The organism is Micromonospora sp. LH3U1 (assembly GCF_028475105.1).
Classification (GTDB): Bacteria; Actinomycetota; Actinomycetes; order Mycobacteriales; family Micromonosporaceae; genus Micromonospora.
In genome coordinates, this window is record NZ_CP116936.1 from 1,325,308 (window position 1) to 1,341,301 (window position 15,994).

Annotated in this window: 18 protein-coding genes; 7 read left to right on the forward strand and 11 right to left on the reverse strand. The window is 72.2% G+C overall.

The features are described 5' to 3' along the window. Positions 1-6 precede the first annotated feature (6 nt). Complete coding sequence (locus PCA76_RS06150) at positions 7-834, reverse strand: DUF72 domain-containing protein (RefSeq protein ID WP_272619209.1); 828 nt, start codon at positions 832-834, stop codon at positions 7-9. Positions 835-959: 125 nt separating this feature from the next. On the opposite strand from PCA76_RS06150, the gene PCA76_RS06155 reads away from it, so the two are divergent. After that, complete coding sequence (locus PCA76_RS06155; protein WP_272615923.1) at positions 960-1,976, forward strand: glycosyltransferase; 1,017 nt, start codon at positions 960-962, stop codon at positions 1,974-1,976. A gap of 3 nt (positions 1,977-1,979) precedes the next feature. Here PCA76_RS06155 and PCA76_RS06160 read toward each other — a convergent pair whose 3' ends face one another. Beyond that, positions 1,980-2,843 carry a sigma-70 family RNA polymerase sigma factor gene (locus PCA76_RS06160; protein ID WP_272615924.1) on the reverse strand — a complete coding sequence of 288 codons (864 nt, stop codon included), beginning with the start codon at positions 2,841-2,843 and terminating at the stop codon, positions 1,980-1,982. 151 nt (positions 2,844-2,994) lie between these two features. On the opposite strand from PCA76_RS06160, the gene PCA76_RS06165 reads away from it, so the two are divergent. Continuing rightward, positions 2,995-3,459, forward strand: coding sequence for a carboxymuconolactone decarboxylase family protein (locus tag PCA76_RS06165; RefSeq protein ID WP_272615925.1), 465 nt, complete (start codon positions 2,995-2,997; stop codon positions 3,457-3,459). Between the two features lie 145 nt (positions 3,460-3,604). Continuing rightward, positions 3,605-4,321, forward strand: coding sequence for a Clp protease N-terminal domain-containing protein (locus PCA76_RS06170; RefSeq protein ID WP_272615926.1), 717 nt, complete (start codon positions 3,605-3,607; stop codon positions 4,319-4,321). A 10-nt stretch (positions 4,322-4,331) separates the two neighbouring features. On the opposite strand, the gene PCA76_RS06175 is transcribed toward PCA76_RS06170, so the two are convergent. Together PCA76_RS06175 and PCA76_RS06180 are read right to left on the reverse strand one after the other, a co-directional pair. Next, on the reverse strand, positions 4,332-4,847 hold the full coding sequence (locus PCA76_RS06175; protein ID WP_272615927.1) for a hypothetical protein: 516 nt from the start codon (positions 4,845-4,847) through the stop codon (positions 4,332-4,334). A 143-nt stretch (positions 4,848-4,990) separates the two neighbouring features. Then, positions 4,991-5,188: a DNA repair protein gene (locus PCA76_RS06180; protein ID WP_272615928.1), complete on the reverse strand. Its 198-nt coding sequence runs from the start codon at positions 5,186-5,188 to the stop codon at positions 4,991-4,993. Between the two features lie 170 nt (positions 5,189-5,358). Between PCA76_RS06180 and PCA76_RS06185 the strand changes: the two genes are divergently transcribed. Continuing rightward, entirely contained in the window at positions 5,359-6,021 is a 663-nt protein-coding gene (locus PCA76_RS06185; protein ID WP_272615929.1) for a GNAT family N-acetyltransferase, read from the forward strand. 232 nt (positions 6,022-6,253) lie between these two features. Here the strand turns inward: PCA76_RS06185 and PCA76_RS06190 are convergent, their stop codons facing one another. The 4 genes from PCA76_RS06190 to PCA76_RS06205 all read right to left on the reverse strand — a co-directional run bounded on the left by PCA76_RS06190 (position 6,254) and on the right by PCA76_RS06205 (position 9,503). Further along, positions 6,254-6,952, reverse strand: a complete 699-nt coding sequence (locus PCA76_RS06190; RefSeq protein ID WP_272615931.1) for a TetR family transcriptional regulator — start codon at positions 6,950-6,952, stop codon at positions 6,254-6,256. Then, the gene (locus PCA76_RS06195; protein ID WP_272615932.1) at positions 6,915-7,409 is read right to left on the reverse strand and encodes a thiol-disulfide oxidoreductase DCC family protein; all 495 of its coding nucleotides are present in this window, start codon (positions 7,407-7,409) and stop codon (positions 6,915-6,917) included. The genes PCA76_RS06190 and PCA76_RS06195 overlap by 38 nt, the downstream gene beginning before the upstream one ends. Further along, positions 7,406-7,975 carry a hypothetical protein gene (locus PCA76_RS06200; protein WP_272615934.1) on the reverse strand — a complete coding sequence of 190 codons (570 nt, stop codon included), beginning with the start codon at positions 7,973-7,975 and terminating at the stop codon, positions 7,406-7,408. The genes PCA76_RS06195 and PCA76_RS06200 overlap by 4 nt, the downstream gene beginning before the upstream one ends. A gap of 73 nt (positions 7,976-8,048) precedes the next feature. Continuing rightward, positions 8,049-9,503 carry a glycoside hydrolase family 3 protein gene (locus PCA76_RS06205; RefSeq protein WP_272615935.1) on the reverse strand — a complete coding sequence of 485 codons (1,455 nt, stop codon included), beginning with the start codon at positions 9,501-9,503 and terminating at the stop codon, positions 8,049-8,051. A 170-nt stretch (positions 9,504-9,673) separates the two neighbouring features. Here PCA76_RS06205 and PCA76_RS06210 point away from each other — a divergent pair, with 170 nt between their 5' ends. After that, entirely contained in the window at positions 9,674-10,849 is a 1,176-nt protein-coding gene (locus PCA76_RS06210; RefSeq protein WP_272615936.1) for an ROK family transcriptional regulator, read from the forward strand. A gap of 124 nt (positions 10,850-10,973) precedes the next feature. Here PCA76_RS06210 and PCA76_RS06215 read toward each other — a convergent pair whose 3' ends face one another. Further along, positions 10,974-11,990, reverse strand: coding sequence for an ABC transporter permease subunit (locus tag PCA76_RS06215; protein ID WP_272615938.1), 1,017 nt, complete (start codon positions 11,988-11,990; stop codon positions 10,974-10,976). Then, positions 11,987-12,994, reverse strand: coding sequence for an ABC transporter ATP-binding protein (locus PCA76_RS06220; protein ID WP_272615939.1), 1,008 nt, complete (start codon positions 12,992-12,994; stop codon positions 11,987-11,989). The genes PCA76_RS06215 and PCA76_RS06220 overlap by 4 nt, the downstream gene beginning before the upstream one ends. Positions 12,995-13,125: 131 nt before the next feature. On the opposite strand from PCA76_RS06220, the gene PCA76_RS06225 reads away from it, so the two are divergent. Further along, the gene (locus PCA76_RS06225; RefSeq protein WP_272615941.1) at positions 13,126-13,968 is read left to right on the forward strand and encodes an ABC transporter ATP-binding protein; all 843 of its coding nucleotides are present in this window, start codon (positions 13,126-13,128) and stop codon (positions 13,966-13,968) included. 23 nt (positions 13,969-13,991) lie between these two features. Continuing rightward, positions 13,992-14,888, forward strand: a complete 897-nt coding sequence (locus PCA76_RS06230) for a ribokinase (RefSeq protein WP_272615943.1) — start codon at positions 13,992-13,994, stop codon at positions 14,886-14,888. A gap of 11 nt (positions 14,889-14,899) precedes the next feature. On the opposite strand, the gene PCA76_RS06235 is transcribed toward PCA76_RS06230, so the two are convergent. Further along, a complete protein-coding gene (locus tag PCA76_RS06235) occupies positions 14,900-15,832 on the reverse strand; it encodes a helix-turn-helix domain-containing protein (protein WP_272619212.1) in 933 nt (310 codons plus the stop codon). Positions 15,833-15,994: the final 162 nt, after the last annotated feature.

Consider the following 15,994-nt stretch of genomic DNA (forward strand, 5'->3'; position numbering starts at 1 on the left):
CCCGGGTCAGAACAGCGTCAGGGGCTCGACCGGTATCGGCTCGGGCAGCGCGTCAAGCTCGGGTACGCGTGCCCGTACCTCGTCGTGGAACCGGCGAGCGAGCACGGGCGCGTCCGCGTTGTCCGGGGTGTGGATGAACATCGTCGGCGAGCGTCCCTCGCGTAGCCAGGCGACGGTGACGTCGACCCACCGTTGCCACCCCTCGACCGTCCGCGCCGGGTCGTCCCGGCCGAGGTAGCGGACGATTGGCCGGTCGGTCAGCGCGAGCGACCGGAGCGGCACTCGCGGCTTCTTGGTCCAGGCGTCCCGTTCCGCGTCGCTGGTCGGTCGGCCCGCGAAGAAGGCGGTCGTGTCGAAGGGGATCCACTCGGCCGACGCGGCGGTGAGGGTCGCCTCGAGTAGCCGGGTCGCGCGGGCGTCGGTGAAGAACGCGGGGTGGCGGACCTCCACCGCGTACCGGTGCGACGGCGGGAGTTGATCCAGGAAGCGGCTCAGGGTCGGGACGTCGGCGGGAGCGAACGAGCCGGGCAGTTGGATCCAGAGGGCGTGGGCGCGCGGGCCGAGCGGCTCGATCGCGTCCAGGAAGGCACGCAGCGGTTCGCCGACGTCGGTGAGTCGGCGTTCGTGTGTGATGACCTTCGGAAGCTTGAGGACGAACCGGAAGTCGGGATCCGTCTGTGCGGCCCACGACGCCACGGTGTCCCGGGCCGGGGTCGCGTAGAACGTCGTGTTTCCCTCCACGGCGTCGCACCAACCGGCGTAGTGCCGCAGGCGCTCCGCGGGCGGCAGCGGATGCGCCAACAGGCGACCCTGCCATAACCGGTGGGTCCACATCGCGCATCCCACGTGAAGACGCATGGCCGCCCCTCCCGTCGGTGAACCGCGCCTGACCGCAGCCCACCGTATACGCGTCACCGGACGCGACCGGACCGACGGTGCGGCAGGTAGGGTCCGGCGCCATGCGTGTCCTGTTCGCCAGTCTTGCGTCCGTCGGTCACACCTATCCGCTGATTCCGCTGGCGATCGCCGCCCGGGAGGCCGGTCACGAGGTGCACTTCGCCGCCGGTCCGGCGGTGCACGCGCCGCTCGCCGCGAACGGCCTACGACCGTTCCGCCCCGGCGACGCCTTCTACGAGATGTATGCCGAGGATCTCGAACCGGAGTTGGCGCGGCTCCGCCCCGACCTGGTGGTGCATGAGTGGGGGCTGCCGGGGGCGGCCATCGCCGCTCATCGGGCCGGCATCCCGGGCATCTGGCACGGGTTCGGCCGATTGTTCCCCGACGGCATCGGCCTCGAACTCCCCACGAGGAACACCGAGGTCACCGGTCGGCCGCACGTCGACATCTGCCCGCCTTCCCTTCAGGACAGGCACTTCCTCGCCACGGAACGCCGGATCGCGCTGCGACCGGTCCCGTTCTCGACACCGGCCCCGCTGCCCGGGTGGGCGAGCCATCGGACGTCCCGACCGTTGCTCTATCTGACCCTCGGCAGCGCGTTCGGCACGCCGGAGCTGCTCAGCACGGCCATCGCCGGGTTGGCGACGCTGGACGCGCAGGTGATCGTCGCGGCAGGCCAGGTGCCCGTGGAGCAGCTTGGCGAGATCCCGGACCAGGTGAGCGTGTATCCATGGGTGCCGCAGGCGGAGCTGCTGCCGCACGTCGACGCCGTCGTGCACCACGGGGGCAGCGGCACCACCCTCGGCGCGCTCGCGGTTGGCGTACCGCAGCTGCTGTTGCCGCAGGGGGCCGACCAGTTCGCCAACGCCGATGCGGTCAGCGCCACGGGTGCCGCCCTGCGTCTCCTTCCCGACGAGGTGAACGCTGACGCCGTCGCCGAGCAGGTCCACAGGCTGCTGCCGCAGCACGGCAACGCCGAGCATCGCGACGCGGCCCGCGTGATCGCCGAGGAGATCGGCCGCATGCCCGCACCCGCCGCCGTCGCCCGCCGGCTACCGGAGTACGCCGAGACCGCTTGAACCTCAGTCCGCGAACAGCAGTGTCGCGAGCTGCGCCGGGTCGGCCACCACCTCGATGCCGATGATCCGGTCGGTGACGATGAAGCTGATCGCGATCCGGACGCCGCCGCCGAGTGCCACGACCGCACCGGGCAACCCGTCGACGTACGCCGGCACGGCCGCCTGGGCGCGGCCGTTGAAGAAGCCGGCGATGGCGGCCGAGCCGCGCGTCTCGACGGCCGGCCCCAGGGCCGCGGCCACCGCGTCGGCGCGCATGACGACGTGCGGGTCCAGCAGACTGACCAGGTCGTCGAAGCGGCCCTCGCGGGAGGCGGCGAGAAACGCCTCGACCACCCGCCGCTGGCGGGCCGGATCGGCCTCCCGGACCGTCCCGTCCTGGTGCACCCTGCGTCGGGCCCGGCTGGCGATCTGGCGGACGGCGGCCGGGGTGCGGTCGACCACGGTGGCGATCTCCTCGAACGAGACCGCGAACATGTCGTGCAGTACGAACACGAACCGCTCGGTCGGCGCGAGGGTGTCGAGGACGACCAGGAGCGCTCGCCCGACCGACTCGGCCAGCAGGGTCTCCCGTTCCGGGTCGACCGGCCCGTCGCCCGTCGGGTCGGGCTCCGGGCCGGCGCTGTCCCACGGCTGCTCCGGCCGGACGCTTCGCGTGCGCAGCCGGTCCAGACAGACCCGGCCGACGGTGGTCGTCAGCCAGCCGGGCAGATTGTCGATGCTGGCGGCGTCCGCCCGGCTGAGCCGTAGCCAGGTGTCCTGGACGGCGTCCTCGGCCTCGGTGCCGGAGCCCAGCATCCGCTGGGCCACCGCCCACAGCCGTGGCCGGTTCCCCTCGAAGCGTCGGGCCAACTGGTCGGCCTCGCTCATGACCTCTCCACCTCCGGACGCAGGTGAGTCGTCCTGTGACCGCCGTCATATCTGTCACGCCGTCGGCTCGCCCTGCGACATCCCAGTGACAGCAACCGGGACGTCGCGCCGCGACGAACGCCGGGCAGCCTAACAGGACGGAACGATAGGAATGGTCATCGAACCGCGCATCCAGAACCCCGCCAACCTGCTGCCGGACGCCGTGAAGGCGATCAATCTGCTCTACAAGGCCGCGCATTCGGCCGGGGTGCCGGACAGCACTCTGGAGCTGGTGCACCTGCGGGCCAGCCAGATCAACGGATGCAGTGCCTGCGTCGACGCGGGTGCCCGGAGTGCCCGGAAGGCCGGTGAGACCGAGGAGCGGTTGTTCGCGGTCGCCGTCTGGCGGGAGACCCCGTACTTCACCGAGGCCGAGCGGGCGGCGCTCGCGCTCGCGGAGGCCGCCACCCGGCTCGCCGACAGGGCCGACGCCGTGCCCGACGACATCTGGGCGGAGGCGGCCCGGCATTTCGGCGAGAAGGAGCTTGCCGCGATCGTGCTCTGGGTGGCCACCACCAACTTCTTCAACCGGATCAACGCCACCACCCGCCAGCCGGCTCCGCAGACGTGGGGCTGATCAGGCCGTTGATGCCCCGAGCGTGATCACTTGGTGCTCGGTAGTTGGCGCGGGCCCTCGCTGACTGCTGAGCGTCAAGTGATCATTCTTGAACAATCGTCAACTTAAGGTTGACGGACCGGCGGCGTCAACCTATGGTTGACGCATGACGGAACCTATCGAGATGAGCAACACGGTCAAGCTCGACGACCTGATCCAGGCGATCAAGAAGGTGCACCACGACGCCCTCGACCAGCTCACCGACGCGGTCATCGCCGCCGATCACCTCGGCGAGGTCGCCGATCACCTGATCGGGCACTTCGTCGACCAGGCCCGGCGTTCCGGCGCCTCCTGGACCGACATCGGCCGCAGCATGGGGGTCACGAAGCAGGCCGCCCAGAAGCGCTTCGTGCCGAAGGCGACCGACGCCGCGGCGCTCGACCCGAACGCCGGCTTCGGCCGGTTCACCCCCCGGGCCCGCAACGTGGTGGTGGCCTCGCAGGAGGAGGCCCGTGCCAGCGGAAACGCCGAGATCGGCCCCGAGCACCTGGTGCTGGGCCTGCTGGCCGAGCCGGAAGGGCTGGCCGCCACAGTGATGGCTGGTCGGGGCGCTACCGCCGAGGCGGTGCGGGAGACGGTCGGCGCCGCCCTCCCGCCACCGGCCGACCAGGTCCCGGACCTCATCCCGTACGACGCGCGCGGCAAGAAGGCGTTGGAGTTGACCTTCCGGGAGGCGCTGCGCCTCGGGCACAACTACATCGGCACCGAGCACATCCTGCTCGCCCTGCTGGAGCAGGAGGACGGCGCCGGCGTGCTCACCAACCTGGGCCTGGAGAAGGCGGCGGTCGAGGCCGACCTGGCCGCCGCGCTCGCGCCGAAGTGACCTCCGACGGTCAGGGGGTCGGGAAGCCGTAACGCAGGGCGTGCTCCGGATCGGCCGGGTCGATCTGGCGTACGCCCGCGTCGGCGAGCCGCTTGTTGACCTCGTCGAGTTGGTCGCGTACCAGTCGGGCCTCCTCCTCGGTGACCCGGCCCCGGTGCGGCCTGCCGGCGTGGTCCAGCGTCCCGTAGTCGATCTTTTCGGTGCTCTTGCGGGCCTTCGGTGGGCGGACCCGCTCGGCCGTCCTCAGCAGCTGCGCCATCGGCACGTCGGTGGCCATCGCGTCGAACTCGCTGGCGGTCAGCACCACCTGACGAGGCTCACCGCCGCCGTGCCGGTCGTGGATCTCCACCACCGCCACGTCCAGGGCGGCATCGTCGATGTTCTCCACCTCGCCCGGGGTGGCGTCCAACTGCACGGGCCCGGCGACCAGGTCCGGGTGCTCCAGCACGACGATGCGGACCACCTCGTCGTCCTGCTGCAGAACCGTGCCGGTGAAGTCGGAGACGTGGATCGTCTTCTTGCCCATGCGCGGAGCTTCTCCTGTCGTAGGCCGGGATTCCGGACCACAAGAAATTACCCGACAGGTGTGCGAAAGCCGCCGCTGGACCTCCTCCGGTGTGTCGCCCAGCTCGTGAACGTCAGAGGCTGCGATCGGGTTACGCGTTGGTGTCAGTGGGTGTTGAGGCGGTGCCTGCTGGAGCTGCCGGCGGGCAGCTTGTTCAGTCCGGCCCACGACAGGGCGTTGGTGCCGCCGGCCGCCCGGGGGTTCCGATAGCGCGGCTGGGGCGGGTTGCCTCCGACGGTCTCGGCCGCCTGCCAGAGTCGCTCGGGGTCCTGCTGGTAGTGGTCGTTCGGCTGAATCGGCATGGCCCTACCGTCCCAAACAAAGGTGTCCAGGTATGGAAATACATATGACGGTCGATCGGGACACCTGGTTCCTGCACCCCCGGCCCTCCCGGCCCTGGAGGATCGTCCGCCCGGTCGGGCCGCCCGGCGTACGGTGATCCACGACGGGCCGGGGTGACGGGGAGGTGCGCATGCTCGACCGGCGGCTCCACCTGCACCTGGCCACCTGGCTCGGCCAGTGGCCGGCCAGGCCGGGGCTGCACGTGGTCCCCTCGTACCGGCGGGCCATACCGGCCTGGGACGGCCGACTTCGCCCCGCACTCGCCGTGGACACCGGGCAGAGCACCGTGCTCTCCGTGGCGCCGGACCGGGTTGCGGCGATCCGCGCGCTGGCCGGGCGCCCGACGGGCCAGTTGCTCGCCGCGTTGCCAGAGGCGGTCGGGCTGCCCGACTGGTGCGTACACGACGGCCCCTTCCGATGGAGCGTGGCACCCGCGCCGTTGCCCGACGTGGGGGAGTGGACCGAGCCGACGGCTCCGGGGCTGCCACCCTGGCTGCGGCTCTTCGACCGGCCGGTGCTGGTGGTCCGTGACCCGGACGGCACCTACCTGGCCGGTGCCGGGATCAAACGGCACGACGCGTACGGGCACGAGTTGGCCGTCGGCACCATTCCGGCTGCCGAGGGGCGCGGCCTCGCCCGTCGACTGGTGGCACAGGCCGCGCGGCGGGTGCTCGACGAGGGTGCGGTGCCCACCTATCTGCATGAGCGGGACAACCACGCCTCGGCCCGGGTCGCTGCCGCGGCCGGTTTTCCGGATCGGGGTTGGCGCGCGTACGGGGTCTATCCGCGCTGAGCGGGCCACCGAACCGGCACAGAGCGCGGACCGTGGATCCCGGGCCGGATCCACGGTCCGCAACCTCCCCCCAGGCCCCGGTTTCGGGTGTACCGGCCGCGCTCTGTGCGGGCCGGTACGTGTCGATCACGCTACGTATCGAACAGGTTCGGGGCAAGGTCCGAGCTGTCGGTTCGGAGTGTCGAAAAGTGGACTTGACCTGCTGCTTCGCCGGTTGAGGGCGTCGGCCGGGTCAGTGACGTAGCGTGCGAATGAGGTCGAGCACCTGTCGGGTCACGGGGCGGAGGACCCGGAGCCGGGACAGCGCCACGAGCCGGTCGATCAGTGGCACGACCCCGTCGATCAACTGGCGGGTCTTGGCCTGGCCCGGCGATCGGTCGTGCACCCAGTAGAGGATCACGCCCATGTACGCGAGCCAGAGCAGCTCGGGTAGCTGTGGGCGCAGCTCGGCGTCGACCTTGGCGGTCGAGCCCGTCAGCACCTCGGCGAAGAGCTCGATGGCCGCCTGTCGGGGGCCGGAGGACTCCGCGGAGAAGGGGCTCAGCGGGGAGGTGGGCTCGGCCGCCGTCTTGAAGAAGGTCGCCGCGAATCCGTGCGACGGCGTCAACACGTCGACCCCGGCGTGCAGCACGCCCGCCAGCCGGGGACCGAACGCCTCCTCCCGATCGAGCACGGGCTGCGCGGCGGCTCGGTGCTCGACCTGGGACTGGGCGTAGAACTCCTGGATCAGGTGGTCCTTGGAACCGAAGTAGTAGTAGGCGTTGCCGACCGCCACGCCGGCCTCCTGCGCGATCGCCCGCATGGTGGTCTGGGCGTAACCGCGCTCGCGGAACAGCCGCATCGCGGTGTCCCGGATCAGCTGCCGGGTCTGCTCGCCTCGGGCGGTGGCAGGGTCACCCGCAGTGGTCGTCGGCGCAGGCTGCTCGGTCATCGGGGTCACCGTATCCCGCCAGTTCGTCTGTCGGCTCGGCCCAGGGGTCGCGGACCCGCTCCCGTATCGCCGAGGCGGCGGCCACCGTCTGCCGGGCGAGCGGCAGCAGGTGCGGTCGGGCCAGCCGCTCGGCCGTGGACCGATGGTCGGCCAGCGCCCAGAGGCAGGCGAACCAGGCGCCGTCGCCCGCGTACACCTCGCCCGTGTCGGCGATCACGGTGAGGTCGCGCAGCGTCGCGTCGTGGTTCAGGGCGGGGAAGCGCCGCCGGGCCTCGGCGGACCCGGCCGGCACGAACTCCAGGGGTACGAGCTGGGCGCGGGACGCCAACCATCGGCGGGCGGCGCGGCAGAGCGGGCAGGCCGCGTCGAACAGGACGGTGAACCCCCGGATCCCACCGCCGGAGTGTGCGGTGGGATCCGGGAGCCGACCGACGCCATCGGCCGGTGGCACGGTCATCGGGTCGGTGGGTTGATCGGCGGTCCGGCGCTCGGCTGTGGTCCGGCCGGCTGTGGTCCGACCGGGTATGCGCCGGCTGGCTGTGGTCCGACCGGCTGTGGTCCGGCCGGGTATGCGCCGACCAGCTGCGATCCGTGGGGAGCGGACGGCATGGGGAGCCGGCCGATCGGGGCGATGGGAGGGTGGGTGGCGAGCTGGCGGAGTCGGTTTCGGCGGTAGCGGCCCAGTGCGAAGACGTTGAAGAAGTGCAGCGCGCCCAGCACGAGGAGCACGAAACCGATCTTGAGAGACAGCTCCTCCATTGCCTGGCTGGTGGAACGCACCGGGTCGGGGTGCTTCATCGCCACCGTGACGTAACCGAAATTGAGCAGGTAGAAGCCGACCACCAGGAGGCTGTTGACCGCTCGGGCGAGCCGTTCCTCGGCGAACACCTCCTCGAGAAAGACCTGGCCGTTGCGCGACAGTGCCCTGGCCACCCAGATGGTCAGGCTGACGCTGACCGCGAGGTAGATCACGTACATCCAGACCTTGATGTCCATGCGGACGCCCTTCTTGAACGTGTTCAACTACCGACGGTGTCAGCGTAGGGCAGGTTTTGAACATGTTCAAGAGTGGGTCACAGGCGACTGTGGACGCCGCTCAGCCGGAAAGACCGAGCGCCTCGGCAGCCGCCCGCCCGTTGGCGTGGCTCGCGCCGTACGTGGTGACGAAGGCGCGTACGCCCGTGGGGCGCCACTGTGCCGGCCAGCCCATCTCCACCACGGTCACCGGATGCTGGGCAGCCAGCCCGGTGACCAGGTCCGGGCCGCCGGGCAGGCGGTGCAGGTGCCGCCCGACCAGCACGATGGGACGGTCACCGGCCAACCCACGCAGCGTCGCCGCGTCGGTGTCGGCGGCGATCACGCGGATCTCCTGCGTCCCGTTCAGGTGTGGACCGAGACCCCACGGCACCCGGCCCTCGGCGATCGTCGACTCGGTGTGCAGCTGCACCACCAGTGGGCGGCCCAGGCCGGCGAGCACCCCGTCCACCCGGACCGCTCGGCGCGCTGCCGCGTACCCCAGCTCGGCGTCTCCGGTGGCCGACGACCTGACGGCGGCCCGGGTCCAGGCGGCGAGCTCGGCGGCGCGGCCGGCTGCCTGCTCGACCCGCGCGGTCGTCAACCGGCCGTCGGTGAGGGCGTCGACGATCTCGGCGGCCACCCGCTCGACCAGTTGGGCGTCGACCTTCGCGCCGATGCAGAGCAGGTCGGCGCCGGCGTCCAGGGCCCGGACCGCGGCCGGCCCGACCCCGCCGGCAGCCACCGAGGCGCCCTTCATCTCCAGCGCGTCGGTGATGACGGCGCCGGTGAAGCCGTACTCGGTGCGGAGCAGGTCGACCAGGACGGCCCGGCTGAAGGTGGCCGGGTCGGCGCCGGTCAGCGCCGGCACCCGGATGTGCGCGGTCATCACGGCACGCGCCCCGGCGGCGACGACCGCCGCGAACGGCGGCAGGTCCCGCTGGCGTAGCAGGCCCAGCGGAGCGTCCACTGTGGGCAGCTCGTGGTGGGAGTCGGAGACGGTGGCGCCGTGGCCGGGGAAGTGCTTGGCGCAGGCCGCCACTCCGGCGGCCTGCAACCCGGTCACGGCGGCGGCCGAGTGGGCAGCCACCCGCACCGGATCCGCGCCGAAGGACCGGGTGCCGATCACCGGGTTGTCGTCGGCGGTGTTGACGTCCACCGTCGGGGCGAGGTTGACGGTGATGCCGAGCGCGGCCAGCTCGGCGCCGATCGACTGGTAGACCCGTCGGGTGAGCGCCACGTCGCCGATCGCGCCGAGGGCGGCGTTTCCGGGGTACGGGCTGCCGGTGGCGTGCGCCAGCCGGGTCACGTCGCCACCCTCCTCGTCGATGGCGATCAGCGCGTCGGGGCGGCCGGCGCGTAGCGCGGCGGTGCTCGCCGCCACCTGGGCGGGGTCGTGCACGTTGGTGCCGAACAGGGTGTGCCCGGCCAGCCCGTCGGCCAGCAGGTCAACAGCCCAGTCCGGTGGGACCGGTCCCGGGTACGCGGCGAGCAGCGTGCCCAGCGCCAGCCGGCGCAGTCCTGGATCCAGCCCCACGTGATCTTCCCCCTTCGGTGCCCCAGCGGGTGCGAAACGTCGTACCGGTGGTGGTGTTCGCCCTGCCGAGTCGGCCGAGCGACCTAGCTCCGGGTGGCCGATACGCTACGGCTACCCGTTTGCAGGGCAGTTTACAGTTAGCAAAGTTTACTAAAACTAGAGGACGTGTCATGAGTGCGACCCGGCTGCCCGGCACCCCCCGCCTGTTGCGGGCGCTCAACGACCGTGCCGCGCTGGAACTGCTCCTCGAACGCGGCCCGCTGACCAGGGCCCGCCTCGGCGAGCTGACCGGGCTGTCGAAGGTCACCGCCTCGCAACTGGTCGAGCGGTTGGAGGAGCGCGGCCTCGTCACCAGGGTCGGTGAGCAGGCCGGTGGCCGGGGGCCGAACGCCCAGCTCTACGCGGTCCGCCCAGCCAGCGCGTATGTGGTCGGCGTGGACGTCGGGCCGGACCGGGTGGTGGCCGCGTGCGCCGACATCACTGGTGAGGTCATCGGCCGGGTGGAGCAGTCGACCCGGGACACCGACGACCCGGTGGGCGTGGTGCACAACGCCGTGGTGCAGGCCGCGAGCAGCGCCCAGGCGCAGCTGAGCAGCGTCCGGCGGATCGTGCTCGGCACGCCGGGCCTGGTCGACCCGGGCACCGGCGACATCACGTTCGCCTTCAACCTGCCGCGTTGGCACAGCGGCCTGCTCGCCGCGCTGCGCGACGACCTGCACACCCCGGTGGTCTTCGAGAACGACGTCAACCTGGCCGCGGTGGCCGAGGCGCAGTCCGGCGCCGCGCAGGGGCTGGCGGATTTCGTGCTGGTCTGGGTGGGCGCCGGTGTCGGCCTGGCGATCATGCTGGGTGGACGGTTGCACCACGGCAGCAGCGGCGCGGCCGGTGAGATCGGCTACCTGCCGGTGCCCGGTGCGCCCATCCCGCGCGACGTCTCCCGCCGCGCCAAGCCGGCCTTCCAGCAGTTGGTCGGCGCGGACTCGGTGCGCGCGGTGGCCCGCGAGCACGGCTACCCGGACGCCGACGCCGCCGAGGCGGTCCGCGCAGCCGTCGCGGCCGGTGACGACGGCGGCCCCATGCTCGACGAGCTGGCCCGTCGGCTCGCGCTCGGCGTGGCCAGCACCTGCGTGGTGCTCGACCCGCCGCTGGTCGTGCTCGCCGGCGAGGTGGGCCAGGCCGGTGGTGCTGCGCTCGCCGACCGGGTGCAGCAGGAGGTCGCCGCCATCACGCTGGTCCAACCTCGGGTGGTGCCGACCGGGCTGACCGAGGAGCCGATCCTGCACGGCGCGCTGCGCACCGCACTCGACGCCGTGCGCGACGAGGTGTTCGGCTCCACCGTCGGCTGAGCCCCCTGCGGCGGTCATGTGAAGAAATACTTCACCGCACGTTGGCGAGTTGCAAGCTCTTGCCGTACTCCCTCCGGTCCACCGGGCAGCCCGCAGCTGGGCGGGCGGCCCGGTGGAGCGCGACTCAGATCAGGTCGCGTCGGCGGAACACGGCGAACGCCGCCGCGGTCAGCCCGCCGGTGAGCACGAGCAGCACCAGCAGTGCCGGTCCCCAGGTCAGGCTGTAGAAGCTCTCGCAGTAGCCGTTGCCGAAGTTGCCGGCACAGACCTGCGGGTCGAAGAAGCGCGCCTCACCGGTGAGCCACGCGCCGATGTGGCTGGAGAGCATCAGCTGGTCCGGCCGCCGAGCGTCGACGATCTCCAGGACCAGTCGACCCCCCAACTCCCACACCACCGCGTACGCGGCCGCCGCCCCCAGCGCCGCCGACGTGTGCCGACCCAGCGTCGCGATCGCGAAGCCCAGCGCCGAGGCCAGCAACACCAGCACCAGGCCGCGGCCGTGCACCGCACCGAGTGAACGCCAGAAGTCACCATCCAGCCGGCCAGGCAACCCGGCGGTCTGCCCGATCACCCAGAACGTGGCGAGGTAGGCCAGCGACGCCAGCAGGGCCAGGACCAGCACCGTGCCGAGCAGGGTGCACAACTTGGCCGCGAGCACCGTCAACCGGCGCGGTCGCCAGAGCAGCAGGTTCACCACGCCACCGGAGTTCAGGTCGGCACCGATGTAGGAGGCGCCGACCAGAAACCCGAACAGCACCAGGAACGCGATGAGGAAGTAGAGCAGCGGGAGGGCCTGCTGGCCGAAGCTGAACACCCCCGGCAGGAAGTCGGCCGCGATCGGCAGCCGATCTTGCCGAATAGGGTCGATCTCCGAGCAGTCGGCGGGGAAGTACTCGCTCACGTCACTCGACGGGATCGTGCCGTTCTGGCGCGCCAGGCACTCCCGGTGCGTGGCCTCCAGGCTCTGCCGTGCCTCAATGGCCTGCGCCCGCGCCGAGCTCAGCTCGGACGCGTTCGGCTTGTGGGAGCCAGCCAGCGTGGTCGCCGCTGTCACGGCGAACGCCAACGCCAGCAGGACGACCATGAGCTGTACGAAGCGACGCGCGGACAGCCGCTCCAACTCGGCACGAAGCAGGTTCACGCGTCCACTCCCCGATCGAGATCGATCACAGCTTCGCCCTGATCGCCGTACGGCAGCGCCGAGTCGTCGACCTGCCGGGGGACCGACGGACGCTCGTACGCCCCCGTCAGCTCCAGGAAGACGCTCTCCAGATCCGGCCGGAGCGGCGTCAGCTCGCCCACCCACAGCCCCTGCTCGCCGAGCACCCGGCTCACCACCGTCGGGTCGCTCACCCCGCTCACCACCAGCGCCCCACCGTCCACGACCGCTGTCAGCTCGGCCGCGTGCAGCAGCTCGACGGCGCGCTCCGGCTCGGCCACCCGCACCAGGAACTCATGCCGGTCGTGACCCGCCAGCACCTCGTCGACCCGGCCGGTCGCCACCCGCCGCCCCCGCGAGATGATCGTGACGTGGTCGCAGATCAGCTGGATCTCGCCCAGGATGTGACTGGACACCAGCACGGTCACCCCGGTCGCCGCCAGCGACCGCATCAGATCCCGCATCTCCCGGATGCCCGCCGGGTCCAGCCCGTTCGCCGGCTCGTCCAGGATGAGCAACTGCGGGTCCTTCAGCAGCGCGGACGCCACCGCGAGGCGCTGCTTCATCCCCAGCGAGTAGGCCTTCACCCGCTCATCGCCCCGGTCGCGCAGGCCCACCAGATCCAGCGCCTCGTCGACCCGCGAGACCGGCACCCCACCGGCACGGGCCAACAACCGCAGCGTGCGGTAACCGGTGAAGTTGCCGAAGAACTGCGGGCTCTCGACGATGGCGCCGACCTGGCCCGCCACCCGGGGCAGCAGCTCCGGCGACGGTTCGCCGAGCACGGTCATCCGCCCGCTGTCGGCGCGTACCAGCCCGAGCAGGGCGCGCAGGGTGGTGGTCTTGCCGGAGCCGTTGGGGCCCAGAAAGCCGTGGACCTGGCCCGCCTCGACCAGCAGGTCGAACCCGTCCACTGCCACCCGCCGGCCGTTGCGCATGCTGTGGAAGGTCTTGCGCAGACCCTCGATCTCGATGACCGCGCTCATCCGCGCGGCTCCGTACCTCGACGGGGCATGAGCCGTCCTTCGGTTGTGGTGATCAACGACACGGCGCTTCACCCTATGGCTGAGGCGCCGCCCATGGGGGGCGCCCCGTCGCTGCGTGGTTGGATGGTGCGGTGACTGGTGACCTGATCCCCGGCGCTGCCGGCGCCGCGCCTGCCGCCGCCCCCGTGGACCCGGATCTGGTGGTCAGCCTCGACGGCGTCGGTGTACGCCGGTCCGGCACCGCCCTTCTGCAGGACCTGACCTGGCGGGTCGAGCTGGACGAGCGTTGGGTCGTGCTCGGCTCCAACGGTGCCGGCAAGACCACACTGCTCAACCTCGCCGCGGGCCGGCTGCACCCGACCACGGGTGTCGCGCACGTGCTCGGCGAGCGGATCGGCCGCACCGACGTCAACGAGCTGCGTACCCGGATCGGGCTCTCCACCGCCGCGCTCGCCGAGCGGCTGCCCGCCGACGAGCAGGTCAGCGACGTGGTGGTGACCGCCGCCTGGTCGGTGGTCGGCCGCTGGCGGGAGAGCTACGAACGCGGCGACGAGGTGCGGGCGCGGGCGCTGCTGAGTCAACTCGGCATCGGCGGCCTCGCCGAGCGCCGCTACGGCACCCTCTCCGAGGGCGAGCGCAAGCGGGTGCAGATCGCCCGTGCCCTGATGACCGACCCGGAGCTGCTGCTGCTCGACGAGCCCGCCGCCGGGCTCGACCTGGGCGGTCGGGAAGACCTGGTCGCCCGGCTGGCCGAGCTGGCGCACGACCCGGACGCCCCGGCGATGGTGCTGGTCACCCACCACGTGGAGGAGATCCCGCCAGGGTTCACCCACGCGCTGCTGCTGCGGGAGGGCGCGGTCGTCGCCCAGGGCCTGCTCGCCGAGACGCTGACCGGTGACAACCTCTCCAAGACCTTCGGCCTCCCGCTGGTGGTCGAGCGGGTGGGCGATCGCTACACCGCCCGGGCCGCCTGAGCCCGGACAGAGCGGAGACGGCCGTGCCGCAGACCCGGGTCGCCGTGGTGGGCAGCGCCAACATGGACCTGGTGGCGATGGCACCCGAGCTGCCGCGACCGGGCGAGACCATGCTCGGCACCGACTTCGTGATGGTCCCCGGCGGTAAGGGCGCCAACCAGGCCATCGCCGCGGTGCGGGCCGGCGCCGACTGCGCCTTCCTCGGCGCGATCGGCTCGGACGCCTTCGGCGTCACCCTGAAGGCCCGCATCACCGCCGCCGGGGTGGACACCAGCCAGCTGCGCGTGGTCTACGGCACCTCCGGGGTGGCGCTGGTGATGGTCAACGCCCAGGGGGAGAACGCCATCATGGTGACCCCCGGCGCCAACGACACGCTGGTCGGCCTCACCGAGGAGGAGCTGGCCACGGTGCGCGCGGCGGACGTCCTGGTCGCCCAGCTGGAGATCCCGGTGCCGACCGTGACAGCCGCCGCGGTGGCCGCCCGCGCCGCCGGCACCCGGGTCATCCTGAACGCGGCCCCGGCCCGGGATCTCCCGCCCGAGCTGCTCGCCGCCGTGGACGTGCTCGTCGTCAACGAGGGGGAGGCGCAGGCACTTGCCGGCCGCGGTCGGGAGGAGCCCCGGGCGCTGCTCGACCTGGCCCCTCGGGCCGTGCTCACCCTCGGCGGCGAGGGCGCCTGGTACGTCGACCGGGACGGCACCGAAGTGCACGTGCCGGCGGTACGGGTCGAGGTGGTCGACTCCACTGCCGCAGGTGACGGGTTCACCGCCGCGCTGGCCGTCGGCTGGGGCGAGGGGCGCGACCTGGTCGACGCGGTGCGCTGGGCGTCGGCGGCCGGCGCGGCCTGCGTACGCAAGCTCGGCGCCTCGGTGGCGCTACCCCAACGCGCCGAGATCGACGAGCTGTACGCGCCGGCCTGACCACACCCGCGCTACGCCGGTCGGCCCGTGCCGGTGCGGAAGGCCCGGCGGTACGCCGACGGCGAGGTCAGCATGACCCGGCCGAAATGGTGGCGATAGGTGACCGGCGTGTCGAAGCCCACCGCCCTGGCGACCTGCTCGACCGGGGCGTCCGTCTCCTCCAACAGGGCCAGGCTGGCGCGGATCCGCTGGTCGATCAGCCAGCGGATCGGGCTGGTCCCGGTGGCACGGGCGAAGTGCCGTAGGTAGGTGCGGGGCGACATGTGTGCCTGCCCGGCGAGCTGGGCCACGGTCAGCGGCGTCGCGAGACGTGCGAGCGCCCAGTCGATGCTGCCGGCGATCCGGTCGTCGTCCGGGTCGGCCGGCACCGGCGCCTCGACGAACTGGGCCTGCCCGCCGTCGCGGTGCGGCGGGATCACCAGCCGCCGGGCGACCGCGTTGGCGATCGCCGCGCCATGGTCGCGCCGGATCACGTGTACGCAGAGGTCCAGCCCGGCAGCGCTGCCGGCGCTGGTGAGCAGGTCGCCGTCGTCGAGATAGAGCACGTCCGGGTCGACCTGCACCCTCGGGTAGCGCCGCGCCAGCAGCTCCGCGTACCGCCAGTGGGTCGTGGCCCGCCGGCCGTCCAGGAGCCCGGCGCCCGCCAGCGCGAACGCGCCCGAGCAGATCGACATGATTCGGGCACCGCGCCGGTGCGCCCGCCGGAGCGCGGTCACCAGCTCGGGTGACGGGTCACCGGTCACGTCCGGCACGCCGGGCACGATCACCGTCCGTGCCACCGCCAGCTCCGCCAGGCCGTACGGGGTGTGCAGGCTGGCCCCGCCGACCACCGGCACCGACCCCGGCCGCTCGGCGCAGACCACCAGGTCGTACCAGTCGACGTCGAATTCGGGCCGGGGCAGCCCGAAGACCTCGGTGACGATGCCGGTCTCGAACACCGACATCCCCGGGTACGCGAGCACGGCGACGCGGTGCGCGGCTGCCGGCCGTCGGGGTGCCGGCAGCAGGCGCGGGCCGGTGGTGGTGGCCGGGATCGGCATGGCGGGATGTTAGCGCAGGACGTCGTTCCCGCCACTCGCCCCGATGCGGCGGACTGGCGAGGATCG